Here is a 25,941-nt window from a genome sequence, read left to right on the forward strand (position 1 = left end):
GTTGATGAGGAAGGGCTGGTGCACGTGCACCGGCCCTTTTTGTGTGTGCCTGTTGGCCATCGGAAAGCGACTGAATGTGGGCGCACCGAGACGGGAAGGCCTGACGGCACAAGCATGGTCTCTCTGTGATCATCCTCGCCCTCGATACCCCTTCAAAGGACGCACACATGGCATGTATGCCCAGCCACCCTGTTGTTCCTCGTACCGCTCGCCTGCTGGACGCGGCCCTGACCGGGCGTGGGCAATCTGGAGGTCATCAAGCTGCTGATTGCCGCCGGCACCGACCCTTACACGTCACCACGCCAGACTCCACAGCGCTGCACTTTGTCTGCGAGCGCCCGTATGCACTGAACGATGCTCCCGACCCACAGGCTGCCCAGCGTATTGCGCTGCTGCACAAGCCTGGCACGCTCGATGCGTTCTATCCGCAGAAGGGCGTGATGTCGCTGGGCACTGCGCTGCTGGAAGCGGCCCGCTCCCACAACCCCGACTGCGCGAGGGCGCTCATCGCTGCCGGGGCCAGCCTGAAGGCACCGGCGTTTTCGCCGACCTACATGGAGCAGTACCCTGAAATCCGCCAGCAGACTGTGCGCGAGTATGTATTGAGCAGTACGAAAGAGTTGCCGATTCTTTACTCGGCTGAAGTGACCAAGCTGTTCAAGTAATACGTGCTTCTAGGCGCTGCATGAGCGTGCGAGGGGTCGCGTCACTGCCCCTTTTCGCTGCGCTGTTGCGTCGGACTACTCGGTGAACATGGCGCTGAGGCATCTAGACTCACTCTTTATTGTTTTGAATTTTGCCACAACTCACTTAAAACAATTAACACCCTAGAATAAACCAGTAGTTGCAAATTAATAATCACAACCCCTCCCGAAACATGAATTCCCAACGGATTTGAAACATTGAAACCCTGGACTACTGAAGCCTTTGAAAACACCGCAGCAGAGAAACGACTGGTAATTTTCTAAATACCAGAATACAACACTTCAATGCTTTCTTTCTGACGACTTACAATTATATCCTTTTCAAAAAACCTTGAAACGCCGCCATCGAAACCTATTCAATACACCCCAAACTCAAATCATAACTGAGAGACATACAATCTCCACAACCAGACACAATAAGACTTTCAAGATGCTTGCATACTGTTTTTTTGATGACCCATCTATTTGAGACTCTTCAAAAAATCTCTAAGACCTTCTTTGGTAGCGGGGAAAACTAAAAGAGAACCGTTCCCACTTTTCCAGCCCCTAATGCTGCGCCTTCCTCATGCATAACAGCCTTTAATAGTGACCGTCTTGCCTCCTTGAGATTGGGTATGTTGTAGGAGTTTTTTAAGCGGCCCGACTAACTCGGCAGCCCCACCGTGACCATTGCCAATAAAACCTTTCGGTGTACCAACAGTAAAGTCATCAAATATGACCTCACCGGCATTCATCGTCACTTTCGGGAAGTACATTGCTAGCCCCCATTAGCAGCATCAAATGAAGCCTTTCCAAGATCTGCTGCGAGAGGAGAGGTTGCTTTTGCACAAACTAATCAGTGACTATTTTTTGCATCAAGCTCGCGACTTTAGATTTAAGCATTTCATCGTCAAATTCATACTCTTCCCTTGATTCATCTGGCTCGTACATATCCGCAGCACAAAAAATGCTGGACAAGCACTCGCTCAACGAAGGCTCATCGAGCTGAAGGACATTCCTATCTCGCTCAATTTTCCAAAGCTCAATATACGCCTCCGAAAAAACTTTGGCTGTCAGTCTTCCTGCGACATACGATCTTGCAAACTCCAAGATAGTAAGACTCATCGCAAAACTCCATATTTAATAAAGCAGCGGGCATCGGCCGGCACCGGTGCAGTCTGGGTAGGGGCGGTGCTGCCAGGCAGCTCCTTGAGTTCCTGCAGGCGCCGCTGCTGCTCTTCAAGCAACCGCCCCTGACGCTCGCGAATCAGTTCCTGGTCACCCGGCAAGCTCGCGGCCGATACAGGGCCAGCAAGGATGCCCAACAACAGCCAGAAGCAGGACAGCTTTGTGCCAGATACCAAAAACGCCATCTTCCCATCCCTGGAAGCAAAAAACGAAGGCGCGATAGTAGAGAGACAGAACAATGGCGCCAATTTGCCATCACGGCAAATTGATTACATTTTATTCAAACAACGCATCCAACGCCTGCTCCAGGCGCGTCACCGCAATCACCTGCAGCCCCGGCGGCGCTTCCTTGGGCGCGTTGCCCTTGGGCACGATGGCGCGCTTGAAGCCGTGCTTGGCGGCCTCCTTCAGGCGCTCCTGCCCGCTCGGCACCGGGCGCACTTCACCGGACAGGCCCACCTCGCCGAACACCAGCAGGTCGTGGGGCAGCGGGCGGTTGCGCAGGCTCGACATCACCGCCGCCATCAAGGCCAGGTCCGACGCGGTCTCCAGTACCTTGACCCCGCCCACCACGTTGAGGAACACGTCCTGGTCGTGGGTGGGGATGCCGCCATGGCGATGCAGCACCGCCAGCAACATGGCCAGGCGGTTCTGGTCCAGGCCCAGGGTCACACGGCGCGGGTTGGCCATGTGGCTTTCATCCACCAGCGCCTGCACCTCCACCAGCATCGGCCGGGTACCTTCCCAGGTGGCCATCACCACGCTGCCCGGCACTTCCTCCTGGGCACGGGTGAGGAAGATCGCCGACGGGTTGGAGACTTCCTTGAGGCCGCGGTCGGTCATGCCGAACACGCCCAGCTCGTTGACCGCACCAAAGCGGTTCTTCACCGCGCGCAGCAGGCGCAGGCGACCGTCGGACTCGCCCTCGAAATACAGCACGGTGTCGACCATGTGTTCCAGTACCCGCGGCCCGGCCAACGCGCCCTCCTTGGTCACGTGGCCGACCAGGAAGATCGCCGTGCCGCTCTGTTTGGCATAGCGCACCAGCAAGGCGGCACTCTCGCGTACCTGCGACACGCCACCGGGCGCCGACTGCAACTGTTCGGTGAAGATGGTCTGGATGGAGTCGATCACCATCACCTTGGGCTTTTCGACCCGCGCGGTGGCAATGATGGTTTCGATGCAGGTCTCGGTCATCACCCGCAACTGATCCTGCGGCAGGCCCAGGCGACGGGCACGCATGGCCACCTGCTGCTGGGATTCTTCCCCGGTGACGTACAGCGCCGGCATGCGCGTGGCAATGTTGCACAGGGTCTGCAGCAGGATGGTGGACTTGCCGATGCCCGGGTCACCACCAATCAGCACCACCGATCCATCGACCAGGCCGCCACCGAGCACGCGGTCCAGCTCGGCGCTGGCGGTGCTGAAACGCGGGATCTCCTCGACACTGACCTCGGCCAGGGTCTTGATCTGCGCCTGTTGCCCGGCCCAGCCGGTGCGCCCGGCAGGCGCCGCAGCGCCGCCACTTTCGATCATGGTCTCGACCAGGGTGTTCCACGCGCCGCATTCGCCGCACTGGCCCGCCCACTTGGGAAAGGTCGCGCCGCACTCGGTGCAGCCGTACATGCGCTTGGCCTTGGCCATGGGGCAGTCTCCTGGAAAAAGGGGCCATGATAGCCGAGCCGACCCAGCTGCGGGGCGCCGCCTGGGCGACAAAACTATTCGGCATAGCCGGGGTCTTTTACTGCAACGCGGAGCATGAAGCGCATAGCTGATTTACACTGCGATGACCAATCTCATCTGTTACAGGGAATAAACCATGGGCGTGATCAGTGAATTCAAGGCCTTCGCGGTCAAGGGCAACGTGGTCGACATGGCCGTCGGTATCATCATCGGCGCCGCGTTCGGCAAAATCGTTTCATCGTTTGTTGGCGATGTGGTGATGCCACCCCTGGGCCTGCTGATCGGTGGAGTGGACTTCAGTGATCTGGCGGTGGTGCTCAAGGCGGCCGAGGGCGACGCGCCGGCGGTGGTGCTGGCCTATGGCAAGTTCATCCAGACGGTGATCGACTTTCTGATCGTGGCCTTCGCGATCTTCATGGGCGTGAAGGTGATCAACCGCCTCAAGCGCGAAGAAGCGGTGGCCCCGACCCTGCCGCCGGTACCCACCAAGGAAGAAGAACTGCTGGGCGAAATCCGCGACCTGCTCAAGGCGCAGAACCAGCAGCCCTGAACCGGGCCTGCCTGACCGTAACGGCGCCTTCGGGCGCCGTTGTGCTGTCTACCAGTAGTTTTCCACCGCCACCTGGCCCGGCCGGCGGCTGAGGCTCAGCTGAAGATCACGTGCCTTGAGCACCTGGCGGGTGTCGTCGATCATCTGCGGGTTGCCGCAGAGCATCACCCGCGAATGTTCGGGGGTCAGCGCCAGGCCGGCCGCACGCTCCAGTTCACCGTTCTCGATCAGGGTGGTGATACGCCCGTTCAGCGCACCCGGGTGTTGCTCGCGGGTGACCACCGGAATGAACTGCAGCTTGCCCGCATGTTCGGCCAGGTAGTCGCGCTGCTCCAGGCCGGCGATCTCCTGCTGATAGGCGAGCTCCCTGGCTTCGCGCACCGAATAGACCAGCTTGATGGTGTCGAACCGCTCCCAGGCTTCGAAGTCCTGCAGTATCGACATGAAGGGTGCAATGCCGGTACCTGTCGCCAGCAACCACAGGTCCCGCCCGTCGGCGAAGCGATCAAGGGTCAGGAAACCGAACGCCTGGCGGTCGATCAACAGTTGGTCACCCTCGCGCAGCCGGCTCAGCTCACTGGTGAACTCGCCGCCGGGCACGACGATCGAGAAAAAGTCCAGGTACTCGTCGAACGGCGACGAGACCATCGAGTACGCCCGCCACACCACGCTGCCATCGGCACGGGTCACGCCCAGGCGAGCAAACTGGCCGGCCCGGAACCGAAAACCGGGATCACGGGTTACGCGCAGGCTGAACAGGTTGGGGGTCAGCGGCTGGACATCGAGCAGGGTCTGGCGGGTGAACTTCTCCGCACTGGCAGTCATGGTGTGCTCCACAATTCAGGTAAACACAGTGTCGCGCAAAGCTGACGGGATAAACACCGCCGCGATGTAATGGCATTACGCTCATGTGCTTCAACCACGTAACAAAACATGTAACGCGGGTTGTACAACCCTATTTTTATGTAGAGCACTGGAACATTTCTATAGCAAAAAAAACCTAGAACAACGTGCGACTTTTCCTACACTCGATCCAGGGTGACTAAATTGCAAAGGTGCACGGAGGCTCAAATGCCATATTGGAAGCAGGAGCAGTTGCAACAACTGACGCAGGAGGAAAACCAGCAACAGATGTTTGCCACTGCACTGTCACTGGCCGAGCAACTGGACATGGAGTTTCTGGCATACCGCCTGAACGGCAGGACGGTCGCCGAAGGCCCGCAGGTCATGATGTTCAACAACTACCCGGCCGAATGGAACGAGCTCTACAAGAAGAACGAGTACGCGCGCATCGACCCGGTGCTTGTGCATTGCCATCATTCGAACATGCCGGTGCTGTGGTCCCCGCAGTTGTACAAGCAAGCCCCCGAGTTGCGACAGACGGCGTGCGAACATGGCCTGTGCCATGGTTGGAGCCAGGGCACCCAAGACCTGCGCGGCAACGAAAGCGTGCTGTGCGTATCACGCCGGCAGGGCGAAGTGAGCATGGCGGAACTGTACGAAAAGTCGGCCCAGACCCTGTGGCTGTGCAACCTGCTGCACACCCTGATGGTTGCCAAGTTGCATCCGCCCAAGGCCCGCGTGCAGGCACTCTCGCCCCGGGAACGCGAGGTGCTGCAGTGGACCGCTGCCGGCAAGACCGCCGAAGACATCAGTTGCATCCTCACGCTGTCCAGAAGCACGGTCAATTTTCATATCCGCAGCATCACCAGCAAACTCAACACCACCAACAAGACCAGCGCGGTCGCCATCGCCAGCCAGTACGGGTTGATCTGAGGTTCTGCTCGCCCCCCCCCCTCCCCACCTGCAAAAACGCTGTAGAATCTGCGCCCGTCCAGCGCCAAGCCCCAGCGCGCGCGCCAAAGCCCAGAGCCCTACGCCATGCCCCTGTTGATCACCCCCTTCGCCGAGCTCGAGCTGCTTCGCCAGCCCGAATACGCCAACGACCCCTTGCAGGCCTTCGACGCGGCCGACGAGTACCTGCTCGAACACCTGGCCGCGCAGGCGCTGCCTGCCACGAGCCGGGTACTGGTACTCAACGACAGCTTCGGCGCGCTGGCCATCAGCCTGCGCGCCCATGCCCAGGTGCTGGGCAGCGGCGACTCCTACCTGGCCCGGCTGGCACTGGAGAAGAACCTGGTGCGCAATGGCCAGGCATTCGACAGCGTGCCCTTCATCGCCGCCAGCCAGCATTGGCAGGGGCCGTTCGACCGGGTGCTGGTGCGCGTACCCAAGACCCTGGCGCTGCTCGAAGAGCAGTTGATCCGGCTGCAGGGCCAGTTGGCACCCGGCGCGCAGGTAATCGCCGGGGCGATGATCAAGCACCTGCCACGGGCAGCCGGCGACCTGCTGGAGAAGTACATCGGCCCGGTGCAGGCATCGCTGGCGCGCAAGAAGGCGCGCCTGCTGATCGCCACGGCCGAGCCCAGGGCGGCGGCAGCCTCGCCCTACCCCACCCGTTATCACCTGGAGCAACCACCGCTGGAGCTGGTGAACCACGCCAATGTGTTCTGCCGCGAAGGGCTGGATATCGGTACTCGTGCCTTCCTGCCACATCTGCCCCGCGACCTGGGCGATGCGCGGGTGGCCGACCTTGGCTGCGGCAACGGCGTGCTGGGCATCGTCAGCGCGCTGGCCAACCCGCAGGCGCACTACACCCTGGTGGACGAGTCGTACATGGCGGTGCAGTCGGCCGAGCAGAACTGGCAGGCGGCGCTGGGCGAGCGAGCCGTGACGGTGCGCGCCGACGACGGGCTGGCCGGGCAGGCGCCGCAGTCGCTGGACGTGGTGCTGTGCAACCCGCCGTTTCACCAGCAGCAGGTGGTGGGGGACTTTCTCGCCTGGCGCATGTTCCAGCAGGCACGCGAGGCACTGGTGGTGGGCGGGGCGCTGTACATCGTGGGCAATCGGCACCTGGGCTATCACAGCAAGTTGGCGCGATTGTTCCGGGGAGTAGAACAGGTGGCAGCCACGCCGAAGTTCGTGGTGCTCAAGGCGCGCAAGTAGGCCGGGTACGGAGCCGACACCTTCGCCGGCAAGCGGCTCCTGCGCCAGGCGGCCGAGACAGGCAAAAAAAACCCTGCGCAGCTCACGCGGCGCAGGGTGTAAACCCGCCCAGGGCGGGATGGGAAATACCTTGGCTCAGTGGGTACTCAAGCCCGCCGCCGCCATGAACATCCGCATCAGCCAGGCCACCACGGCCAGGCTTGCCACGCTCACTGCCCAGATCAGCAGCAGCCAGCCCAGGCGCTGCATCAGCGGCTTTTTCTCCGGTTCGAAGGTGTCTTTGCCAGTCATTGCCAGGCCCTCCTAGTGATAGCCGTCGTCGTGGGTCACCTTGCCGCGGAACACGTAGTAGCTCCAGAAGGTGTAGCCCAGGATGAACGGGATGATGAACAGCGTGCCCACCAGCATGAAGCCCTGGCTCTGCGGCGGCGCTGCGGCGTCCCAGATCGAGATCGACGGCGGGATGATGTTCGGCCACAGGCTGATGCCCAGCCCACTGTAGCCCAGGAAAATCAGCACCAACGTCAGCAGGAACGGGGTGTAGTGGGCATGGCGTGCCACCGCCCGCACCAGCCCGTACAGGGTGACCAGCACCAGGATCGGCACCGGCAGGAACCAGAACAGGTTGGGCAGGCTGAACCAGCGCGTGGCGATGTCCGGATGCGCCAGCGGCGTCCAGATACTCACCACACCGGTCACGGCCAGCAGCACGAAGGCCAGTGGGCGCGCCAGGTCATGCATCTTGCTCTGCAACGGGCCTTCGGTCTTCATGATCAGCCAGGTGCAGCCGAGCAAGGCATAGGCCACGATCAGCCCCACCCCGCAGAACAGGCTGAACGGCGTCAGCCAGTCCAGCGAGCCGCCTGCGTAGTTGCGTTCGACCACCTTGAAGCCTTCGATGAATGCGCCCAGTGCCACGCCCTGGAAGAAGGTTGCGGCCAGCGAGCCGCCGATGAACGCCTTGTCCCACAGGTGGCGCTTGTCGGCCTTGGCCTTGAAGCGGAACTCGAAGGCCACGCCACGGAAGATCAGCCCCATCAGCATCAGCATCAACGGCAGGTACAGCGCCGAGAGCACCACCGCATAGGCCAGCGGGAAGGCGCCGAACAGCGCCGCCCCGCCCAGCACCAGCCAGGTCTCGTTGCCGTCCCAGACCGGGGCGACGGTGTTCATCATCACATCGCGGTCGCGCTCGCCCTTGACGAAGGGAAACAGGATGCCGATGCCCAGGTCAAAGCCGTCCATCACCACGTACATCATGATGCCGAAGATGATGATCACGGCCCAGATAAGCGGAAGATCAATACCCATGAGTCAGTTCCCCTTGCTCAGGCTGGCGTGGTCGTCGGCATGGTCGTCGTCGGCAGCCGACAACGGCCGCGCCGGGGTGCGTTGCTGGCCAGGCCCGCCATGGGTCGGCTCGTCGCCCTCGCCGGTTTCCGGCCCCTTGCGCACCAGACGCATCATGTAGCCGAGCCCCGCGCCGAACAGCGCGAAGTACACCACCACGAACATCACCAGGGTGATGCCCAGTTGCGCATAGCTGTGGTTGGACACGCCATCGGCGGTACGCATCAGCCCGTACACCACCCACGGCTGGCGACCGACCTCGGTGGTGAACCAGCCGGCCAGGATCGCGATCAGCCCGGACGGGCCCATCCACAGGGTCAGGTAGAGGAACGGGCGCGAGCTGTACAGGGTGCCGCGCTTGCGCAGCCACAGGCTCCACAGGCCCACGGCGATCATCAGCATGCCCAGCCCGACCATGATGCGGAACGACCAGAACACCACGGTGGAGTTGGGCCGGTCTTCAGGCGGGAACTCCTTCATCGCCGGCACCTGCTTGTCCAGGCTGTGGGTCAGGATCAGGCTGCCCAGCGCCGGGATCTCCAGCTTGAAGTGGGTGGTCTCGTTCTTCATGTCGGGGATGCCGAACAGGATCAGCGGGGTCGGCTCGTCGCCGACGTTTTCCCAGTGGCCTTCGATGGCGGCGATCTTCACCGGCTGGTGCTTGAGGGTGTTGAGCCCGTGGAAATCACCGATCACCGCCTGCACCGGCGCCACGATCAGCGCCATCCACATGGCCATCGAGAGCATCTTGCGAATCGCCGGGTTGTCCTTGCCGCGCAGCAGGTGCCAGGCGGCCGAGGCGCCGACGAAGAAGGCCGTGGCCACGAATGCTGCCGTGGCCATGTGCGCCAGGCGGTAGGGGAAGGACGGGTTGAAGATCACCGCGAACCAGTCGACCGGGATCACCACGCCGTTGACGATTTCATAACCTTGCGGGGTCTGCATCCAGCTGTTGGACGCCAGGATCCAGAAGGTGGAGATCAGCGTGCCGACGGCGACCATGATGGTGGCGAAGAAGTGCAGGCCGCGCCCGACCTTGTTCCAGCCGAACAGCATGACCCCCAGAAAGCCCGCTTCGAGGAAGAACGCGGTGAGCACCTCATAGGTCAGCAACGGACCGGTGATCGAGCCGGCGAAGTCCGAGAAGCGGCTCCAGTTGGTGCCGAACTGGTACGCCATGACCAGGCCGGAGACCACGCCCATGCCGAAGTTGACGGCAAAGATCTTCGACCAGAAGTGGTACAGGTCGCGGTAGACGCTGTTGTGGGTCTTGAGCCACAGGCCTTCGAGCACCGCCAGGTAACTCGCCAGGCCGATGGTGATGGCCGGGAACAGGATGTGGAAAGAGATCGTAAACGCAAACTGGATTCGGGCGAGATCTAGAGCCTCTAATCCGAACATAGTGCTTCCTCTGTCAGGTTATCCGGCGTCAGGGTCACGGCCTTGGCGCCAACTGCCCCTACGTCATTGAGTGCGGCGAGTTGGAATTGTTCTGAAAACTTGCAATCGCAGGGAATTCGGCCCTCCGGCCACATCGTTGCATTTGAAACAGTTGCAAAAACAACAATTGATCCAGGTCAACGATTGCCTGAAAGCATAGTCCTGAACGGGCCGCATGGTTGTGTGGTGGTTTGCCGCGTGACCGGTTGCCTCACCCCCTTTACGCACACACGAATCGGTGCGCCTACCGCACGGGGATGACGGCTTTCGCAACCTACTGTTACAAACTGGTGATAATCTGCCCCGCCGCCCCCGCAAAGGCTCTGTATCGCACATGTCAGACCATGCCCCGCTCCTGCTGCGCCATCACCGCCCCTTCCTGGCGTTCTGGTGCGCGCGAATTTTCACTGCCAGCGGCTTCCAGATGCTCACCGTGGCCATCGGCTGGCACCTCTATCAGCTGACCGGCAACGTGCTCGACCTGGGCCTGGTGGGCCTGGTGGAATTCGCCCCGAGGGTGCTGTTCATGCTGCACACCGGGCATGTGGCCGACCGCTATGACCGGCGCCGGGTGGCAGCGCTGTGCCAGTTCGCCCAGGCGCTGATCGCCCTGGCGCTGGTGGTGGGCAGCAGCACCCACAGCGTGACCCGCGAACTGATCTTCGTGCTGGCGTTCCTGCTGGGCAGTGCGCGCTCTTTCGAGATGCCGGCCACCCAAGCGTTGCTACCCAACGTGGTGCCCTCGGCGCTGTTTCCGCGGGCAGTGGCCGCGTCGGCCTCGGCCATGCAGTCGGCGACCATCGTCGCGCCGGCGCTGGGGGGCTTTCTGTATGCGTTTGGCAGCGTGTGGGTGTATGGCCCGACCGTGGTGCTGTACGTGATCGCCTGCGGCCTGACCTTGCGCCTGAGCGCCGCCCGCCAGCCGGCCAACCGGGGCCGGGCGAGCCTGGAATCGCTGCTGGCGGGCATTCGCTTCATTCGCAGCCGCCCGGACGTGCTCGGCGCGGTGTCGCTGGACCTGTTCGCCGTGCTGCTGGGCGGCGCCACGGCGTTGCTGCCGGTGTTCGCCAAGGACATCCTGCTGACCGGCCCGTGGGGCCTGGGCCTGTTGCGCTCGGCGCCGGCGGTGGGGGCGCTGCTGATGTCGGTGTGGCTGGCGCGCTTCCCCATCGAGCGCAGGGTCGGGCGGGTGATGTTCACGGCGGTGGGGGTCTTTGGCGTGGCGACCATTGCCTTCGGCCTGTCGACCTCGTTCTGGTTCTCGCTGGCGGTGCTGGCGGTACTGGGCGCGGCGGACATGATCAGCATGGTGATCCGCAGCGCGTTCGTGCAACTGGAGACGCCGGACGAGATGCGTGGTCGGGTAAGCGCGGTGAACGGGTTGTTCATCGGCGCCTCGAACCAGCTGGGCGAGTTCGAGTCCGGGGTCACGGCGCACTGGTTCGGCACCGTGCCGGCGGTGGTGCTGGGCGGGGTGGGCACGCTGGTGGTGACGGGCGTGTGGATCAAGCTGTTCCCGACGCTGGCGGGGCGCGATCACATGCATACCCAGAAAAAGGGCTGACCGCGCGTACCCAATCGTGGGTCAAGCTTGCTCCCACAAGGGCCTCACTGAATCTGTGGGAGCGGGCTTGACCCGCGATGAGGCCAGCCAGATCAAAGCATCAGGGTCATCTGCCGCTCATACCCCACCCGCCCGCGATACCCCTCGCCGCTGTCCACCCACCCCGCCGCGCGGTACAGCCTCAACGCCGCCTGATTGTCGGTATCCACCGACAGTTGCAGGCAACGCACCTGCGGCCACACTTCGCGCACCCGCGCCGGCAGCGCCGCCAGGCACCAGCGGCCAAGCCCCTGCCCCTGCGCCCGCCAGTCAACCTGCAGGGCATGCAAGGTGGCCGCATCATGGCGGGCCCACGGCGGCAGGTGTGCACCACGCTTGAGCAGCAGGAAGCCCTGCGGCACGCCCCCCACCAGCAGCGCCAGCCCGCGCACATCGTCGCCGGGCCGGTTCAGCAGGGTATGCAGCGCACCCTCGATGTCACCGCAAAACGCCCGCTGCGCCGCCAGCACCTCGATGCCGGGCAGGCCTGCGCGCTGGGCCGGGGTCAGCGCATCGTAGTGAATCAGCTGCACGGTCATGGTCCTGGTCCAAAAGTGGCGGTCTTGCTGATATGATGCGCGGCTTTTTTGCGGCCCATTCAAAAATCACTCAGTCCGGCACCCCGTGTCCGGTACAGTCTGTGCTTTGCTGATGGGGTCGAACATTCAAGGCGCCGCAGTGCGCCACGGGGAGCTGGCATGCTGGAAAGGCTGTTTCAACTGAAAGCGCACAATACCAACGTGCGCACCGAAATCCTGGCGGGGGTCACCACCTTCCTGGCCATGGCCTACATCCTGTTCGTCAACCCGAGCATCCTCGGCGAGACCGGCATGGACAAGGGCGCGATCTTCGTCGCCACGTGCCTGGCTGCCGCCATCGGTTCGGCGGTGATGGGGCTGATCGCCAACTACCCGATCGCGCTGGCGCCGGGCATGGGCCTGAACGCCTTCTTCACCTACACCGTGGTGCTGCACATGGGCCACACCTGGCAGGTGGCACTGGGGGCGGTATTCATTTCGGCAGTGCTGTTCTTCCTGCTGTCGATCTTTCGCATCCGCGAATGGATCGTCAACAGCATTCCGCTGCCGCTGCGTTCGGCAATTGCCGCCGGCATCGGCCTGTTCCTGGCGCTGATCGCCCTGCACAACGCCGGCATCGTGGTCGACAACCCGGCCACCCTGGTGGGCCTGGGCGACCTGCGCAACCCGGCACCGGTACTGGCCACCCTGGGCTTCTTCCTGATCGTCGCGCTCGAGGCGATGAAGGTACGCGGCGCCGTGCTGATCGGCATCCTGGCGGTCACCGTCGCCTCCATCGGCCTGGGCTACACCCCGTTCAACGGCATCGTGTCGATGCCGCCCTCGCTGGCCCCGACCTTCCTGCAGCTGGACATCAAGGGCGCACTGGATGTCGGCCTGATCAGCGTGATCTTCGCCTTCCTGTTCGTCGACCTGTTCGACAACTCCGGCACCCTGATCGGCGTGGCCAAGCGCGCCGGGCTGATGGGCAAGGACGGCCACATGCCGAAGATGGGCCGCGCCCTGATCGCCGACAGCACCGCGGCCATGGCCGGCTCGCTGCTGGGCACCTCGACCACCACCAGCTATATCGAATCGGCGGCCGGCGTGAGTGCCGGCGGACGCACCGGGCTGACCGCCATCGTGGTGGCTGGGCTGTTCCTGCTGGCACTGTTCTTCGCCCCGCTGGCCGGCAGCGTGCCGGCCTTCGCAACCGCGCCTGCACTGCTGTTCGTCGCCGTGCTGATGGCCTCGGGCCTGGCGGAAATCAACTGGGACGACGTGACCGAGGCCGCCCCGGTGGTGGTCACCGCGCTGGCCATGCCGCTGACCTATTCGATTGCCAACGGCATCGCCTTCGGCTTCATCTCCTGGACCGTGATCAAGCTGATCTCGGGCCGCCGGCATGAACTGAACTCGGCGCTGGTGGTGCTCTCCATCCTGTTCGTGATCAAGCTGGGCTGGTACGCCGCATGAGTTCCGTCTACGACCCGACTACCTACACCGCGCAGCTTGAGGCCAAGGTCGAGCGCCTGCGCGCACTGCTGGCGCCATTCGGCGCACCGGAGCCGGCGGTGTTCGACTCGCCGCGCGAGCATTACCGCCTGCGTGCCGAGTTTCGCCTGTGGCGCGAGAACGAGCAGCGTCACTACGCGATGTTCGCCCCGGGTGAAAAGCACCAGGCGATCCTGATCGACGACTTCCCCATCGCCAGCCAGCGCATCAACCAGTTGATGCCGCAGCTCAAGGCGGCGTGGCAGGCCAGTTCGGCGCTGAGCTTCAAGCTGTTCCAGGTGGAGTTCCTGACCACCCTGGCGGGCGACGCGATGATCACCCTGTGCTACCACCGTCCACTGGACGAGCATTGGGAAGCCGCTGCCCGGCAACTGGCGACCGACCTGGGCGTGAGCATCATCGGGCGCTCCAAGGGCAAGCGCGTGGTGATCGGCCGTGACTATGCGGTTGAAGAGCTGGCCGTGGGCGGGCGCACTTTCCGCTATCGCCAGCCAGAAGGCGCGTTCACCCAGCCCAACGGCACGGTGAACCAGAAGATGCTCAACTGGGCCTACGAGGCCCTGGGCGAGCGCGAGGACGACCTGCTGGAGCTGTACTGCGGCAACGGCAACTTCACCCTGCCGCTGGCCACGCGGGTGCGCAAGGTGCTGGCCACCGAGATCAGCAAGACCTCGGTGAACGCCGCGCTGCACAACCTGGACGACAACGGCGTGGATAACGTGCGCCTGGTGCGCCTGTCGGCCGAAGAACTGACCGAGGCCCTGAACGAGGTGCGGCCGTTCCGGCGCCTGGAAGGCATCGACCTGAAAAGCTATGCCTTTGGCAGCGTGTTCGTCGACCCGCCGCGCGCGGGCATGGACCCGGACACCTGCGAGCTGACCCGGCGCTTCGATAACATCCTGTACATCTCGTGCAACCCCGAGACACTGGCGGCGAACATCGAGCAGTTGAGCGATACGCACCGTATCGAGCGGTGTGCGCTGTTTGACCAGTTCCCGTATACGCACCATATGGAAAGCGGGGTGCTGCTGGTTCGGCGCTAGGCCCGGATCGGCGGTGTTCTATCGCGGGTCAAGCCCGCTCCCACAGGAATGTCACGGCTCTGAAGGGCAGTGGGGTACCTGTGGGAGCGGGCTTGGCCCGCGATGGCCCTAATCTGAGTACATCAACAGCGGCACCACCTGGTCCGCGTCCGTCAACGCCCCATGGTGCCCGCGCCACTGGCTGGGGTGCTTCTCCTCCACGCTGCGAATGATCCCGCCGGCCCCGGTCGGAACCACGATCAGGTCCCCGATACGCCCTTCGGCCTGGCTCAGCATCACGTCCCCGAACAACCCCGCGCCAATCGCCTGGGCCTTGCTCAACACCCGGTATTCATCCCCCAGGCGGTTCTGCCAGCGCTCGTGCACGCGGTCCTGCTGATGCTCGTGGGTGTACAGGTAGCGCGCCCGGATGTCCCCGGCCATCGCCCGCACCCCGTCCTGCAAGGCACTGTCGGTATCGAAGTCATGCACCTGGGCGCGGTCCAGGTCGAGCATGCCGTGGTCGGCAATCACGAGCATGCGCGCCGAGCGCGGCAGGCGCCCGGCAATGTCGCGGGCCAGCTGATCGGCAATCTCCAGTTGCCTGCACCAGTCGGGCGAGCCCGGCCCATACAGGTGCCCGGCAAAGTCCAGGTCACCGAAATAGGCAAAGCAGAAGGCTGGCGCCTCCACCTCCAGTGCGCTACGCACCAGCTCGGGATAGGCATCGTAGGCCGGCGCGGCAAGGATGCCGCCGGCCTTGTAGATGGCACGGGTGAAGTCCGAATCGGCAAAGCGCCCGAGCATGACCGTGCTGATCTGTACGCCCTGGGCGGCCGCGTCTTCCCAGGCGGTCTGCGGCACGATGAAGGAGGCCGCGACAGGCGCCGCGGTCGGCACGCTGCCCGTCTGCGCGGCCGCAGTGGTCCATGACAGCGGCGAGAACACCGAATGGGCATCCAGGGCGAAATCGCAGCCCACGATGCCATGCGCACCGCTGCCCATGCCGGAGGTCACGGCGGCCAGGCTGGCGGCAGTGGTGGCCGGGAAGCCGACCTTGAAATGGCTGTCGGGCTGCATCAGCGCGGCCAGGAACGGTGCATGCTCGGCGTGCGCCTTGAGCAGGTTCCAGCCCAAGCCGTCGATCAACAGCAGGCAGGTGGCTGTAGAGCGCTCGAGCCGGAACGGATTCCTGAAGCCCCTGGCGCCCAACCCGGCGAAAACCGACTGGGTCAGACTGGCCAGGCCCGGCCAGGTGTCGTGAACGTCCCGCATCTCTTCGAACTGCGCCGCCATGTCGCCCTCCGTGGTGCCGTGCAAAACAACAGGTTTAGCACAGCTTGTTCGATCAGCGAACAGAAACGATCAATGCACGGCCCGTCCCGATTGACCCTATTAACCAGTCAGTACATTTTAGTCGTGACGCTCCCTCCCCCTGCCAAGAACAACAATGGAGTTTTACCGATGAGTTTGGCCTCCCCTTCCGGCATTCTCGCCGGCCTGATCGGCGCCGGCATCCAGGCCTCGCGTACCCCGGCCCTGCACGAGCACGAAGGCGCCGCCCAGGGCATCAACTACCTGTACCGGCTGATCGACCTGGACCAGCTGAAGCTGGACAGCAGCGCCCTCGAAGAACTGCTGACCGCGGCCGAGTACATGGGCTTTACCGGGCTCAACATCACCTTCCCGTGCAAGCAGGCGATCGTGCCCCTGCTCGATGAGCTGTCGCCCGAGGCGCGTGGTATCGGCGCGGTGAACACCGTGGTGCTCAAGGACGGTCGACGCATCGGCCACAACACCGACTGCCTGGGGTTTGCCGAGGGCTTCAGGCGTGGCCTGGGTGATGTTTCACGCCGTCATGTGGTGCAGATGGGGGCAGGCGGTGCGGGTGCCGCGGTGGCCCATGCGCTGCTCAGCGAAGGGGTGGGCCAGCTGACACTCTTCGATGTGGAGCCCGCCCGGGCCCAGGCACTGGCAGACAACCTCAACCAGCATTTCGAGGGCAGCCCGGCACGCTGCGGGCATGACCTGCAAGCGGCCATGGACCAGGCCTGCGGGCTGGTCAACACCACCCCCATGGGCATGGCCAAGCTGCCGGGCATGCCGGTGCCCAGGGCGCTGCTGCGCGCCGAAATGTGGGTGGCCGAGATCGTGTACTTCCCGCTGGAGACCCAATTGCTGCGCGAGGCGCGGGCACTGGGATGCCGCACGCTCAACGGGGCCAACATGGCGGTGTTTCAGGCGGTGAAGGCCTTCGAGCTGTTCAGCGGCGTGGTGCCGGATGCACAGCGCATGATCGGGCACTTCAACAGCCTGGGGGATTGAACGCTTAGCCGGCACCTGTACAGGGTGGTCAACCCGCAGGTGCCGGCCCTGCCGGCGACTGGAGGCTCCCCGGCATCACGCCTGCAGGTAGCGCAGCACCGACTCGCAGATCATCTCGCGGTGCTTGTCCTTGAGCGCCTTGTCCTCGAAATCCACCTGGAAGATCTCGCCAAAGGTGTGCCGGTTGGACACGCGATAGAAGCAGAACGAGCTGATCAGCAGGTGTACGTCCAGCGCCGTCAGGCCCTGGCGGAACACCCCCTCGGCAGCCCCGCGCTGGAGTATCTCGTCCAGCGCGGTGAGCACCGTCTTGTTCATCGAGCGGATCGCGGCCGACTGCTTGACGTACTCGCCGTGATGCATGTTTTCGTTGCACACGATACGCACGAAGTCGACGTTGCGGTCATGGTGATCGAAGGTGAACTCGATCAGCCGGCGAATGCCCTGGCGCGGCTCCAGTTCAGCCAGGTGCAGGTTGCTTTCGGTGCTGCGGATATCGCCGTAAAGCTTCTCCAGCACCTCCACATACAGCTGCTCCTTGCTGTTGAAGTAGTAGTAGATCATGCGCTTGGAGGTCTGGGTGCGCTCGGCGATCGCATCGACCCGGGCACCGGCCAGGCCTTGCTGCACGAACTCGCTGATGGCCGCCTGCAGAATGTTCTCGCGGGTTTTCTCAGGATTGTTCTTGCGGCTCTTGCGCGGCGCCTCGGCAGGTGCCGCCAAGGGTGCTGGAGTTGTCGTCATACGGGGCTCTTGACCAGTCGGTTAACCGCGCGATTATGGCCCCGGGGTGCGCCAGAAGAAAGCCTGACGGGCGCTGACACGTTACAGCTTGGCATGCCGCAGCCCGCCGCTGCGCGCCTTGGCCATCGCTGCCAGGCGCACCGCGACGTTGGCCGCGCCGTAACCGCTGTAGCCATTGCGCCGCTGCAGCACCTCGAAGAAGAAGCGCTCCTCGAACGGCTCGGTGTATACGTGGAACAGCTCGCCGCCCTGGGCATCACGGTCGTACAGCACGTTGTAGTAGGCCAGCTCGCTCAGGAACTGATCGTCGAAGTCGAACCGGGCCGCCAGGTCGTCGTAGTAGTTGAGCGGGATATCGAGCAGCGCCACGCCGGCTTCCTTGGCGCGCTTGACGGCGGCGAAGATGTCCTGGCAGTCGAAGGCGATGTGATGCACGCCCGAGCCGCGGTAGTTGGACAGCGCGTGGGCAATCGCAGTGTTGCGGTTTTCGGAGATGTTCAACGGCAGCCGGATCGAACTGCACTGGCTGCGCAGGGCGCGGCTCTTGACCAGGCCATAGGGATCGGGAAGCACCACCTCGTCATCGGCGCTGAAGTCGAGCAGGCTTTTGTAGAACAGCACCCAGCTGTCCAGGCTGTCGGCCGGCAGGGCCAGTGCCATGTGGTCGATGCGGGTCAGGCCCAGGCCATGGGCGGGTTGCTCGCTGAGGCTGAAGTCGGTGTCGTAGATGGTGCGCCCATCCGCGCCCTGGTCCACCAGGTAGATCAGGCTGCCGTCGGGGGCGCGTACCGCTGCCAGCTCACGTTCGTTGGGCCCCACCAGGCCACGATAGGGCTGGCCGTGATAGGCCACCGCCCGGGCCAGCGCCTGGGCGCTGTGCCTGACCCGGATCGCCGTGGCGCACAGCGACGGGCCGTGGCTTTCGAAAAAATTGTGCGCGAACGAATAGGGTTCGGCGTTGAGGATCAGGTTGATCTCGCCCTGGCGCAGCAGGCTCACATTCTTCGAGCGATGCTTGCCGGCACGGGCAAAGCCCAGGCCTTCGAGCCAGTTGCCCAGCTTGGCGCCCGAGGCGTCGTCGACCGCAAACTCGAGAAACTCGATGCCATCGCAGCTGCTGGCCGGCGGCGGCGCGAACAGCAGCTCGGGGTCGGCCAGCGGTGCGGTGCGTTCGAGCAACTGACGGGTCTTTTCCTCCAGGTACAGCAGCGAACGCAGGCCGTCGGCGGCATTGGCCCGTGGCGGCGCGGCACGAAAACCGTCGTTGAAGATCTCCAGCGACAGCGGCCCGCGATAGCCGGCCTGCAGAATCGGCGCCAGAAACCCCGGCAGGTCGAACTCGCCCTGCCCCGGGAAGCAGCGAAAATGCCGGCTCCACTCCAGCACATCCATGGCCAGGATCGGCGCATCGGCCATCTGCACGAAGAAGATCTTGTCCCCCGGCACCTGCGCGATGGCGCTGGGGTCGCCCTTGAGCGACAGGGTGTGGAAGCTGTCGAGGATCATGCCCAGGTTGGCGTGATCGGCCTGGCGCACGATGTCCCACACCTGCTGCCAGGTGTTCACGTGCCGCCCCCAGGCCAGCGCCTCGTAGCCGATGCGCACACCGTGGGCGGCGGCCCGCTCGGCCAGCAGGCTCAGGTCGTCGACCAGCAGTTGCTGGCCGCCCAGCGCGTCGGCCGACACGTTGCTGCACACCAGCACCAGGTCGGTGCCCAGTTCCTGCATCAGTTCGAACTTGCGCTCGGCGCGCTCCAGGTTGCGCGCCAGGCGCCCGCGCGGGCAGCCCTCGAAATCGCGAAACGGCTGGAAAAGGGTGATGTCCAGCCCCAGGTCGGTGCAGCGCTGGCGAATCTCGCGGGGGCTGCCGTCGTAGTAGAGAAGGTCGTTTTCGAAGATCTCCACGCCGTCGAATCCGGCGGCGGCAATGGCTTCGAGTTTTTCCGGCAAGGTGCCGCTCAGGGACACGGTGGCAATCGAACGCTGCATCTTCAGGCTCCAACGGGCAGGCAGTGCCCAGCTGCACGAATTATTGGCTGGGGTTTATCCTAGCTCAATCAAAAGGTACGAACTGGTTAGTTTTGTGTGCGATTATCGCCCAGTACCCGCCCAGATCAATTGACCCTTTTTTGACCAATGCGCACCATTTCTTACCACCAGGCAGATGAGCATCTTGCCAAAAGCACCGACGAACCTGCCGTAGTCGACTGGTGTACCGCGTGTCATCCTGGCTTGACCCATAAACATAAAAATACGGGTAATCACCACATGATCCACAGCCAAAGCACTCCCCTGGCCCAGCCATCGGCCAGTACCCCGCACGCCGGCATCGGCGACAAGATCCGTGGCGCCATGGGCGTCGGCAAGACCCGCTGGGTGATGCTGGCGCTGGTATTCTTCGCCACCACCCTGAACTACATCGACCGCGCCGCACTGGGCGTGATGCAGCCGATCCTGGCCAAGGAAATGAGCTGGACGGCGATGGACTACGCCAACATCAACTTCTGGTTCCAGGTGGGCTACGCCATCGGCTTCGTGCTGCAGGGCCGGCTGATCGACCGCATCGGCGTCAAGCGCGTGTTCTTCTGCGCGGTGCTGCTGTGGAGCCTGGCCACTGGCGCCCACGGCCTGGCCACCTCGGCGGTGGGCTTCATGGTCTGTCGCTTCATCCTCGGCCTGACCGAAGCGGCCAACTACCCGGCCTGCGTGAAGACCACCCGGCTGTGGTTCCCGGCGGGCGAGCGGGCGGTGGCCACCGGCATCTTCAACGCCGGCACCAACGTCGGCGCCATGTTCACCCCGATGCTGCTGCCGCTGATCCTCACTGTGTGGGGCTGGCAGGCGGCGTTCATGGCCATGGGCGCGCTGGGCCTGGTGTGGGCCACGTTCTGGGGCCTGAAGTACTTCAACCCGGAAAACCACCCGAGCGTGAGCAAGGCGGAACTGGCGTACATCCAGAGCGAGGTCGAGCCTGAACAGGCGGCCGTGCCGTTCACCCGTATCCTGCGCATGCGTGGCACCTGGGCCTTTGCCCTGGCCTACTCGATCACCGCGCCGGTGTTCTGGTTCTACCTGTACTGGCTGCCGCCGTTTCTGAACCAGCAGTACAACCTGGGCATCAGCGTCACGCAGATGGGCATCCCGCTGATCGTGATCTACCTCAGTGCCGACTTCGGCAGCGTGGGTGGCGGGATCCTGTCCTCGTTCATGATCGGCCGCGGCATGGCGCCGGTGAAGGCGCGGCTGCTGTCGATGCTGCTGTTCGCCACCACCATCGTCGGGGTGATCTTCGCCGCAGGCGCCAGCAGCCTGTGGGTGGCGGTACTGGCCATCTCCCTGGCGATTGCCGCGCACCAGGCCTGGACCGCCAACATCTGGAGCCTGGTGATGGACTACACGCCCAAGCACATGATGAGCACCGTGTTCGGCTTTGGCGGCATGTGCGCGGCCACCGGGGGGATGTTCATGACCCAGATCGTGGGGCATGTGCTGACCAGCACCAACAACAACTACACCGTGCTGTTCACCATGATTCCGGCGATGTATTTCATCGCGCTGCTGTGGATGTATTTCATGGCACCGCGCAGGATCCCGACAGTCGAGGCGTAAGCCCGGGCTGCAATGCAGCCCTTCGCCAGCAACGCTGGCTCCTACAGGGAGCCGGCGTTCATTACCTTGCGGGCCTTCTCCAGCGCCCACTGCGCGCGCTGCAGCGCACTCACCCCCTGCTCCAGCAACTGGCGCGTGGGGATCTCCAGGCTCAGCGGCAGGTCGGCCGGCAAGCTGTGCAGCAACCCGTTCAGGTCGCACTCCCCATCCCCGGGAAAACGTCGCTCGTTACGCGCCTGACGCAGGATCTCGGCCATGTCGTCGGGGCGCGGGCCCGCCACGTCGCACAGTTGCGCGTAGCGGATGCGCGAGACCGGCAGGCGGCGCAGGTCTTCCAGGCGCGACGCCGAGCGATCGAAGTGGAAGGCATCGACCAGCACGCAGCCGTTGGCGCGCCCGGCGTTTTCGACGATGCGGGTGGCCTGGGTCAGGTCCTTGGCATCGGTCCACGGCATGAACTCCAGGTGCGGGTGCAGGCCATACGGCGCGGCCAGGTCGCACAGCGCCGCGAAGTTGTCGGTCAGGCGCTGTTCATCCGGGTCGTTGCCGGCAACCAGCAGCTCACTGGCACCGAAGTCGGCGCCCACCGCGAGCAGGGCCTCAAAGTTGGCGACCAGGGTGTCGGGCTTGAGCCGCAGAATCTCCACATCGAGCACCCGGATGCCGGTGTCGCGCAGGCGCTCGGCTGTCTGCCGGCGCAGGCCGGCGTCGCTTGCCAGCGGGAAGTGATGCTCTTCGGGGGTGGCCGGCTCGAGGCGCAGGCCGACATGGCTGTAGCCGGCCCGGGCGGCGACTTCGACCATCCGGGGTGGGGACAGCTCAAGGACAGTGAGGGCGGCCAGGGACATGACACGTGGGTTCATGGAGGAGTCTCGGGTGCGTTGTTGTATTTGCATTATTTAGAACTTAGTTCCAATTTCAATGCAAGTACAAAAAAAACAGCTTTGCGCTCCGCAAAACTGCCTTTGTTTGCCTGAGGGCCGCTTCGCTGGCTTGCCAGCGAAGCGTCTAGACAAACAGCTCCGACGCCGGGCTGGCCGCCGACAGCTCGGCCGCCGCCGCCAGCAACGCCGGCGCCAGCTCGTGCAGGCGCGCCTCGTTCAGGCGCGCGGTCGGCCCGGCCACGCTCAACACCCCGACCACATGCCCATCCTGCGGGTGTCGCACCACCGCCGCCAACGCCGACGTACCCAGCGCCGAACTCTCCACCACCCACGCATAACCCAGTTCCCGCGCCATGCGCAGGCGTTCCAGCAGCTGGGCATTGGAAGCTGGCGCGTTCGGCCCGAAGTCCTCGCGCCGGCCCACGCCCTGGCGCTCCACCAGCAGCAACGCCTGGGCATCGCTCAGGCTGGCCAGCCAGGCATGCCCCGACGCGCTGTAGAACAATGGCGCCTCACGCCCCATGTCCGGGTCGTAGCGCAGGCCGGAGCGGGCGCCCTGGGCCTTGGCGATCCACACCTGGCGCTCGCCGTCGATGATCCCCAGCCGCACCAGCTCGCCGGTCTGCGCGGCCAACTGGTCGAGAATCGGCTGGACGATGTCGGCACCGCTCTGGGCCAGGTAGCGAAAGCCCATGCCCACCAGCTTGGTGCTCAGCAGGTACCGGCTGTTTTCCGGGTTCTGGCGCACGTAGCCCAGGCGCATGAGCTCGGCGAGCATGCGATGGGTCGCGCTCTTGGGGATGTCCAGCTGCTCGGCCAGGGTCTGCATCGGCAGCCCGCGCGGCTCGCTGGTGAGGCTTTCGAGAAGGCTGAAAGCACGTTCGATCTGACTGCCGGCCATGGTCACGGTCCCTGAAAATTTCGCCGATTCTAAAGAGCGCCGGGCAAAGCGCAAACCACTGTTCGATCTTCGCCCAACTTTGCAGGCGACGGCCTTGGCAGCCGACGTGCAATCATAGAATATGGAACTTCGTTCCAAAATAATAATTGCGCGCACTGCGAGGACCCAGCATGACTGCCCACACCCCTACCTCCCGCCCGTTGGACTGCGATGTCCTGGTCATCGGCTCCGGCGCTGCCGGCCTGAGCGCCGCGGTGACCGCCGCCTTTCACGGGCAGAAGGTCATCGTGGTCGAAAAGGACCCGGTGTTCGGCGGCGCCACGGCCTGGTCCGGCGGCTGGATGTGGGTACCGTGCAACCCGCTGGCACAGCGCGCCGGCATCGTCGAGGACCGTTCGCTGCCGCGCACCTACCTGCAACACGAACTGGGCGAACGCTTCGAACCGGCGATGATCGATGCGTTCCTGGAGGCGGCGCCCCACATGGTGTCGTTCTTCGAACGCCATACCGCCCTGCAGTTCGCCGACGGCAACGGCATTGCCGATATCCACGGCGACACGCCCGGGGCCGGCACGGGCGGGCGCTCGGTGATCGCCGCACCGTATGACGGGCGCAAGGTCGGCAAGCTGCTCAGGCAGCTGCGCCGCACGATGCGCGAAACCTCATTCATGGGCATGCCGATCATGGCCGGCAAGGACCTTACCGCCTTTCTCACCCTGACCCGTTCGTGGCGCTCGCTGCTGCATGTGGGCAAGCGCCTGGCACGCCATCTGCTCGACCTCGCACGCTACGGCCGGGCGATGCAGCTGGTCAACGGCGTGGCCCTGATCGCGCGCCTGGCCAAGTCGGCCGAAGACCTCGGCGTGCTGCTGTGGGCATCGGCCCCGGCGCAGCGCCTGCTGCACAACGCTGGCCGGGTGACGGGGGCGGTGGTGCAGACGGCCAACGGCGACGTGAGCATTCATGCGCGCAAGGCCGTGGTGCTGGCAGCCGGCGGCTTCCCCAACGATATCGAGCGGCGCAAGGCGCTGTTCCCGCGTACCCCCACCGGGCATGAGCACCTGGCCTTGCCGCCGCTGGGCGCCAGCGGCGATGGCCTGCGCCTGGGCGAGAGCGTGGGCGCACACGTGGTCGACGACCTGGCAAGCCCGGTGGCCTGGGCCCCGGTGTCGAAAGTGCCGTACAAGGACGGCAGCTTCGGCCATTTCCCGCACATCATCGAACGTGCCAAGCCCGGCATCATCGGTGTGCTGGCCAACGGCAAGCGCTTCGTCAACGAAGCCAACGGTTACTACGACTACGTGAGTGCAATGGTCGCCAACGCGCCCGGCGAGCAGGTGGCCTCGTGGCTGATCTGCAGCCACGCCTTCCAGCGCCGCTACGGCCTGGGCATCTCCCGGCCCTTCCCACTGCCGGTGGCGCCCTTCATTCGCAGCGGCTACCTCAAGTGCGGCGACAGCATCGAGGCGCTGGCCATCGCCTGCGGCATCGACCCCCAGGGCCTGAGTACCACGCTCAGCGACTACAACCGCCATGCGCGCCACGGCGAAGACCCGCAGTTCGGCCGTGGCAGCACGCCTTACAACCGCAAGCAGGGCGATGCGCTGCACCGGCCCAACCCGTGCGTGGCGCCCATCGAGCAGGGGCCGTTCTATGCGGTGAAGGTGGAGCCGGGCTGCTTCGGCACCTTTGCCGGGCTCAGGACCAATGCCCACGCCCAGGTACTGGATGCACAGCAGCAGCCGATTGCCGGCCTGTATGCCGCCGGCAGCGACATGCTCAGCATCATGGGCGGGCATTACCCGGCGGGGGGGATCAATCTGGGGCCGGCGACCACCTTCGGCTACATCGCCGGGCGGCACATTGCCGGGGTCAGTGCCTACGAGTAGGCGCGCCGGCTGCTGCTAGACTGGCGACCCGACTCCTTCATGAAAGCCAGCCGACCATGGACCAGATCAGCGCGATGCAGGCGTTTCGCCGCGTGGTAGAGAGTGGTGGTTTCAGCGCCGCTGCCGCCCTGACCGGGCAATCGCACACCGTGCTGTCGCGCCAGGTCAAGAACCTGGAGCGCCACCTCGGCACCCAGTTGCTCAGCCGCACCACGCGGCGCCTGCACGTCACCGAAGCCGGCGCACTGTGCTACCGCCATTGCGTGCAGGTGCTGGAGCAGCTCGAAGCCATGAGCCTGGAGATTTCCGAACACCAGCAGCAACCCACAGGCACCCTGCGCCTGAGCGTGGCCACGGCATTCGGTGAACTGGAGCTGGGGCGCTGGCTACCGGACTTCGTCGAGCGCTTCGACCAGTTGCAGGTGGAGCTCATCTGCACCGACCGCTTTGTGGACATGCTCGAAGAAGGGGTCGATGTGTGCCTGCGGGTGACCACCCACCTGCCCGACTCCAACCTGGTGGCCCGGCAACTGGCCGTCAGCGAAGTCGTGCTGGTAGCCGCCCCCGCGTACCTGCAGCGCTGGCCGGCCCCCATCGAACCGCACACCCTGGGGGAGCATGCGTTGCTCGGCTACAACCGCCTGGCCCAGCCGCAACGGCTGAGCCTGCAGGGGCCCGACGGGCAGCGCCTGGACGTGGCAATGCCCAGCCGGCTGAGCGCCAACTCGCCGATGGCGTTGCGTGCGGCGGCCATTGCCGGCCTGGGTATCGCCAGCTTCGACCGCTTCATCGTGCATGACGCCCTGCTCGACGGGCGCCTGGTACAGGTGCTGCCCGAATGGCAGCAGCCCTCCCGGCACGTGTACGCGATGTTCCCCCAAAGCCGCTATCTGGCGCCCAAGGTTCGGGCATTGGTCGAGTATGCGCGGGCGTACTACGCTGAACCACGATGGGAAATCAAGATGTGATCTGTGCAAGAAGCACACAGGTTCTGGGCTGCTTCTGCCGTATTTGTGCGTTCGTTGTTTGAT

The 25,941-nt window shown here is 64.2% G+C and carries 25 protein-coding genes; 11 read left to right on the forward strand and 14 right to left on the reverse strand.

What is annotated here, in order from left to right; genetic code table 11:
* Window positions 1–167: 167 nt before the first annotated feature.
* Window positions 168–665, forward strand: coding sequence for a hypothetical protein (locus ACPRTJ_RS06730; RefSeq protein ID WP_426428432.1), 498 nt, complete (start codon window positions 168–170; stop codon window positions 663–665).
* Window positions 666–1,267: 602 nt separating this feature from the next.
* On the opposite strand, the gene ACPRTJ_RS06735 is transcribed toward ACPRTJ_RS06730, so the two are convergent.
* The 4 genes from ACPRTJ_RS06735 to radA all read right to left on the reverse strand — a co-directional run bounded on the left by ACPRTJ_RS06735 (window position 1,268) and on the right by radA (window position 3,515).
* Entirely contained in the window at window positions 1,268–1,459 is a 192-nt protein-coding gene (locus tag ACPRTJ_RS06735; RefSeq protein WP_146095003.1) for a hypothetical protein, read from the reverse strand.
* 76 nt (window positions 1,460–1,535) lie between these two features.
* Window positions 1,536–1,808 (reverse strand): colicin immunity domain-containing protein, encoded by a 273-nt coding sequence (locus ACPRTJ_RS06740; protein WP_104572301.1) that lies wholly within the window; start codon window positions 1,806–1,808, stop codon window positions 1,536–1,538.
* Window positions 1,805–2,056, reverse strand: a complete 252-nt coding sequence (locus ACPRTJ_RS06745) for a hypothetical protein (RefSeq protein ID WP_426428435.1) — start codon at window positions 2,054–2,056, stop codon at window positions 1,805–1,807. Before ACPRTJ_RS06745 ends, ACPRTJ_RS06740 begins: the two co-directional genes overlap by 4 nt.
* Window positions 2,057–2,147: 91 nt before the next feature.
* A complete protein-coding gene (gene radA, locus ACPRTJ_RS06750; protein WP_054916566.1) occupies window positions 2,148–3,515 on the reverse strand; it encodes a DNA repair protein RadA in 1,368 nt (455 codons plus the stop codon).
* A gap of 175 nt (window positions 3,516–3,690) precedes the next feature.
* Between radA and mscL the strand changes: the two genes are divergently transcribed.
* A complete protein-coding gene (mscL, locus tag ACPRTJ_RS06755; RefSeq protein ID WP_054916565.1) occupies window positions 3,691–4,104 on the forward strand; it encodes a large-conductance mechanosensitive channel protein MscL in 414 nt (137 codons plus the stop codon).
* A gap of 48 nt (window positions 4,105–4,152) precedes the next feature.
* Here mscL and ACPRTJ_RS06760 read toward each other — a convergent pair whose 3' ends face one another.
* Window positions 4,153–4,929 (reverse strand): ferredoxin--NADP reductase, encoded by a 777-nt coding sequence (locus ACPRTJ_RS06760; protein ID WP_043860573.1) that lies wholly within the window; start codon window positions 4,927–4,929, stop codon window positions 4,153–4,155.
* 246 nt (window positions 4,930–5,175) lie between these two features.
* Here ACPRTJ_RS06760 and ACPRTJ_RS06765 point away from each other — a divergent pair, with 246 nt between their 5' ends.
* Both ACPRTJ_RS06765 and ACPRTJ_RS06770 read left to right on the forward strand, forming a co-directional pair.
* Window positions 5,176–5,880 carry an autoinducer binding domain-containing protein gene (locus ACPRTJ_RS06765; RefSeq protein ID WP_426428438.1) on the forward strand — a complete coding sequence of 235 codons (705 nt, stop codon included), beginning with the start codon at window positions 5,176–5,178 and terminating at the stop codon, window positions 5,878–5,880.
* Window positions 5,881–5,985: 105 nt separating this feature from the next.
* Window positions 5,986–7,110 (forward strand): methyltransferase, encoded by a 1,125-nt coding sequence (locus ACPRTJ_RS06770; protein ID WP_210015158.1) that lies wholly within the window; start codon window positions 5,986–5,988, stop codon window positions 7,108–7,110.
* Window positions 7,111–7,245: 135 nt separating this feature from the next.
* Here the strand turns inward: ACPRTJ_RS06770 and ACPRTJ_RS06775 are convergent, their stop codons facing one another.
* From ACPRTJ_RS06775 to ACPRTJ_RS06785, 3 genes are read right to left on the reverse strand one after another with little or no spacing between them, the layout of a single operon-like run.
* The gene (locus ACPRTJ_RS06775) at window positions 7,246–7,401 is read right to left on the reverse strand and encodes a DUF2474 domain-containing protein (RefSeq protein WP_043860576.1); all 156 of its coding nucleotides are present in this window, start codon (window positions 7,399–7,401) and stop codon (window positions 7,246–7,248) included.
* Window positions 7,402–7,413: 12 nt separating this feature from the next.
* Window positions 7,414–8,421, reverse strand: a complete 1,008-nt coding sequence (gene cydB / locus ACPRTJ_RS06780) for a cytochrome d ubiquinol oxidase subunit II (protein ID WP_043860577.1) — start codon at window positions 8,419–8,421, stop codon at window positions 7,414–7,416.
* Between the two features lie 3 nt (window positions 8,422–8,424).
* Window positions 8,425–9,861, reverse strand: a complete 1,437-nt coding sequence (locus ACPRTJ_RS06785) for a cytochrome ubiquinol oxidase subunit I (RefSeq protein ID WP_043860578.1) — start codon at window positions 9,859–9,861, stop codon at window positions 8,425–8,427.
* Between the two features lie 373 nt (window positions 9,862–10,234).
* On the opposite strand from ACPRTJ_RS06785, the gene ACPRTJ_RS06790 reads away from it, so the two are divergent.
* A complete protein-coding gene (locus ACPRTJ_RS06790; protein WP_313328236.1) occupies window positions 10,235–11,464 on the forward strand; it encodes an MFS transporter in 1,230 nt (409 codons plus the stop codon).
* 92 nt (window positions 11,465–11,556) lie between these two features.
* Here ACPRTJ_RS06790 and ACPRTJ_RS06795 read toward each other — a convergent pair whose 3' ends face one another.
* Window positions 11,557–12,042, reverse strand: coding sequence for a GNAT family N-acetyltransferase (locus ACPRTJ_RS06795; protein WP_054916561.1), 486 nt, complete (start codon window positions 12,040–12,042; stop codon window positions 11,557–11,559).
* Window positions 12,043–12,201: 159 nt separating this feature from the next.
* Between ACPRTJ_RS06795 and ACPRTJ_RS06800 the strand changes: the two genes are divergently transcribed.
* Complete coding sequence (locus tag ACPRTJ_RS06800) at window positions 12,202–13,497, forward strand: NCS2 family permease (RefSeq protein WP_043860685.1); 1,296 nt, start codon at window positions 12,202–12,204, stop codon at window positions 13,495–13,497.
* The gene (gene trmA / locus ACPRTJ_RS06805) at window positions 13,494–14,579 is read left to right on the forward strand and encodes a tRNA (uridine(54)-C5)-methyltransferase TrmA (protein WP_043860686.1); all 1,086 of its coding nucleotides are present in this window, start codon (window positions 13,494–13,496) and stop codon (window positions 14,577–14,579) included. Before ACPRTJ_RS06800 ends, trmA begins: the two co-directional genes overlap by 4 nt.
* Before the next feature lie 108 nt (window positions 14,580–14,687).
* On the opposite strand, the gene ACPRTJ_RS06810 is transcribed toward trmA, so the two are convergent.
* Window positions 14,688–15,854: an alkaline phosphatase family protein gene (locus tag ACPRTJ_RS06810; protein ID WP_088513889.1), complete on the reverse strand. Its 1,167-nt coding sequence runs from the start codon at window positions 15,852–15,854 to the stop codon at window positions 14,688–14,690.
* 168 nt (window positions 15,855–16,022) lie between these two features.
* On the opposite strand from ACPRTJ_RS06810, the gene ACPRTJ_RS06815 reads away from it, so the two are divergent.
* Window positions 16,023–16,883: a shikimate dehydrogenase gene (locus ACPRTJ_RS06815; protein WP_426428442.1), complete on the forward strand. Its 861-nt coding sequence runs from the start codon at window positions 16,023–16,025 to the stop codon at window positions 16,881–16,883.
* Window positions 16,884–16,958: 75 nt separating this feature from the next.
* Here ACPRTJ_RS06815 and ACPRTJ_RS06820 read toward each other — a convergent pair whose 3' ends face one another.
* Together ACPRTJ_RS06820 and quiC are read right to left on the reverse strand one after the other, a co-directional pair.
* Window positions 16,959–17,627, reverse strand: a complete 669-nt coding sequence (locus tag ACPRTJ_RS06820) for a TetR/AcrR family transcriptional regulator (protein WP_043860689.1) — start codon at window positions 17,625–17,627, stop codon at window positions 16,959–16,961.
* An 81-nt stretch (window positions 17,628–17,708) separates the two neighbouring features.
* On the reverse strand, window positions 17,709–19,616 hold the full coding sequence (gene quiC / locus ACPRTJ_RS06825; protein WP_054916558.1) for a 3-dehydroshikimate dehydratase QuiC: 1,908 nt from the start codon (window positions 19,614–19,616) through the stop codon (window positions 17,709–17,711).
* A 279-nt stretch (window positions 19,617–19,895) separates the two neighbouring features.
* Between quiC and ACPRTJ_RS06830 the strand changes: the two genes are divergently transcribed.
* Window positions 19,896–21,236, forward strand: coding sequence for an MFS transporter (locus ACPRTJ_RS06830; protein WP_043860691.1), 1,341 nt, complete (start codon window positions 19,896–19,898; stop codon window positions 21,234–21,236).
* A 41-nt stretch (window positions 21,237–21,277) separates the two neighbouring features.
* Here ACPRTJ_RS06830 and ACPRTJ_RS06835 read toward each other — a convergent pair whose 3' ends face one another.
* Window positions 21,278–22,099, reverse strand: a complete 822-nt coding sequence (locus ACPRTJ_RS06835) for a sugar phosphate isomerase/epimerase family protein (RefSeq protein ID WP_078481786.1) — start codon at window positions 22,097–22,099, stop codon at window positions 21,278–21,280.
* A gap of 145 nt (window positions 22,100–22,244) precedes the next feature.
* Window positions 22,245–23,021 (reverse strand): IclR family transcriptional regulator, encoded by a 777-nt coding sequence (locus tag ACPRTJ_RS06840; RefSeq protein ID WP_043860693.1) that lies wholly within the window; start codon window positions 23,019–23,021, stop codon window positions 22,245–22,247.
* Window positions 23,022–23,191: 170 nt separating this feature from the next.
* On the opposite strand from ACPRTJ_RS06840, the gene ACPRTJ_RS06845 reads away from it, so the two are divergent.
* Entirely contained in the window at window positions 23,192–24,910 is a 1,719-nt protein-coding gene (locus ACPRTJ_RS06845; protein ID WP_426428446.1) for an FAD-dependent oxidoreductase, read from the forward strand.
* Window positions 24,911–24,966: 56 nt separating this feature from the next.
* Complete coding sequence (locus tag ACPRTJ_RS06850) at window positions 24,967–25,878, forward strand: LysR family transcriptional regulator (RefSeq protein WP_078481788.1); 912 nt, start codon at window positions 24,967–24,969, stop codon at window positions 25,876–25,878.
* The last annotated feature ends 63 nt before the right edge of the window (window positions 25,879–25,941 follow it).

It is taken from the genome of Pseudomonas palmensis (genome assembly GCF_049942755.1).
GTDB classification, from domain to species: Bacteria; Pseudomonadota; Gammaproteobacteria; order Pseudomonadales; family Pseudomonadaceae; genus Aquipseudomonas; species Aquipseudomonas palmensis.

Excerpts from the sequence above, each read along its gene's own strand:
- ACPRTJ_RS06730 (WP_426428432.1), top strand. The coding sequence starts at position 168 with ATGGCATGTATGCCCAGCCACCCTGTTGTTCCTCGTACCGCTCGCCTG.
- ACPRTJ_RS06735 (WP_146095003.1), bottom strand. The coding sequence starts at position 1,459 with ATGTACTTCCCGAAAGTGACGATGAATGCCGGTGAGGTCATATTTGAT.
- ACPRTJ_RS06740 (WP_104572301.1), bottom strand. The coding sequence starts at position 1,808 with ATGAGTCTTACTATCTTGGAGTTTGCAAGATCGTATGTCGCAGGAAGA.
- ACPRTJ_RS06745 (WP_426428435.1), bottom strand. The coding sequence starts at position 2,056 with ATGGCGTTTTTGGTATCTGGCACAAAGCTGTCCTGCTTCTGGCTGTTG.
- radA (WP_054916566.1), bottom strand. The coding sequence starts at position 3,515 with ATGGCCAAGGCCAAGCGCATGTACGGCTGCACCGAGTGCGGCGCGACC.
- mscL (WP_054916565.1), top strand. The coding sequence starts at position 3,691 with ATGGGCGTGATCAGTGAATTCAAGGCCTTCGCGGTCAAGGGCAACGTG.
- ACPRTJ_RS06760 (WP_043860573.1), bottom strand. The coding sequence starts at position 4,929 with ATGACTGCCAGTGCGGAGAAGTTCACCCGCCAGACCCTGCTCGATGTC.
- ACPRTJ_RS06765 (WP_426428438.1), top strand. The coding sequence starts at position 5,176 with ATGCCATATTGGAAGCAGGAGCAGTTGCAACAACTGACGCAGGAGGAA.
- ACPRTJ_RS06770 (WP_210015158.1), top strand. The coding sequence starts at position 5,986 with ATGCCCCTGTTGATCACCCCCTTCGCCGAGCTCGAGCTGCTTCGCCAG.
- ACPRTJ_RS06775 (WP_043860576.1), bottom strand. The coding sequence starts at position 7,401 with ATGACTGGCAAAGACACCTTCGAACCGGAGAAAAAGCCGCTGATGCAG.
- cydB (WP_043860577.1), bottom strand. The coding sequence starts at position 8,421 with ATGGGTATTGATCTTCCGCTTATCTGGGCCGTGATCATCATCTTCGGC.
- ACPRTJ_RS06785 (WP_043860578.1), bottom strand. The coding sequence starts at position 9,861 with ATGTTCGGATTAGAGGCTCTAGATCTCGCCCGAATCCAGTTTGCGTTT.
- ACPRTJ_RS06790 (WP_313328236.1), top strand. The coding sequence starts at position 10,235 with ATGTCAGACCATGCCCCGCTCCTGCTGCGCCATCACCGCCCCTTCCTG.
- ACPRTJ_RS06795 (WP_054916561.1), bottom strand. The coding sequence starts at position 12,042 with ATGACCGTGCAGCTGATTCACTACGATGCGCTGACCCCGGCCCAGCGC.
- ACPRTJ_RS06800 (WP_043860685.1), top strand. The coding sequence starts at position 12,202 with ATGCTGGAAAGGCTGTTTCAACTGAAAGCGCACAATACCAACGTGCGC.
- trmA (WP_043860686.1), top strand. The coding sequence starts at position 13,494 with ATGAGTTCCGTCTACGACCCGACTACCTACACCGCGCAGCTTGAGGCC.
- ACPRTJ_RS06810 (WP_088513889.1), bottom strand. The coding sequence starts at position 15,854 with ATGGCGGCGCAGTTCGAAGAGATGCGGGACGTTCACGACACCTGGCCG.
- ACPRTJ_RS06815 (WP_426428442.1), top strand. The coding sequence starts at position 16,023 with ATGAGTTTGGCCTCCCCTTCCGGCATTCTCGCCGGCCTGATCGGCGCC.
- ACPRTJ_RS06820 (WP_043860689.1), bottom strand. The coding sequence starts at position 17,627 with ATGACGACAACTCCAGCACCCTTGGCGGCACCTGCCGAGGCGCCGCGC.
- quiC (WP_054916558.1), bottom strand. The coding sequence starts at position 19,616 with ATGCAGCGTTCGATTGCCACCGTGTCCCTGAGCGGCACCTTGCCGGAA.
- ACPRTJ_RS06830 (WP_043860691.1), top strand. The coding sequence starts at position 19,896 with ATGATCCACAGCCAAAGCACTCCCCTGGCCCAGCCATCGGCCAGTACC.
- ACPRTJ_RS06835 (WP_078481786.1), bottom strand. The coding sequence starts at position 22,099 with ATGAACCCACGTGTCATGTCCCTGGCCGCCCTCACTGTCCTTGAGCTG.
- ACPRTJ_RS06840 (WP_043860693.1), bottom strand. The coding sequence starts at position 23,021 with ATGGCCGGCAGTCAGATCGAACGTGCTTTCAGCCTTCTCGAAAGCCTC.
- ACPRTJ_RS06845 (WP_426428446.1), top strand. The coding sequence starts at position 23,192 with ATGACTGCCCACACCCCTACCTCCCGCCCGTTGGACTGCGATGTCCTG.
- ACPRTJ_RS06850 (WP_078481788.1), top strand. The coding sequence starts at position 24,967 with ATGGACCAGATCAGCGCGATGCAGGCGTTTCGCCGCGTGGTAGAGAGT.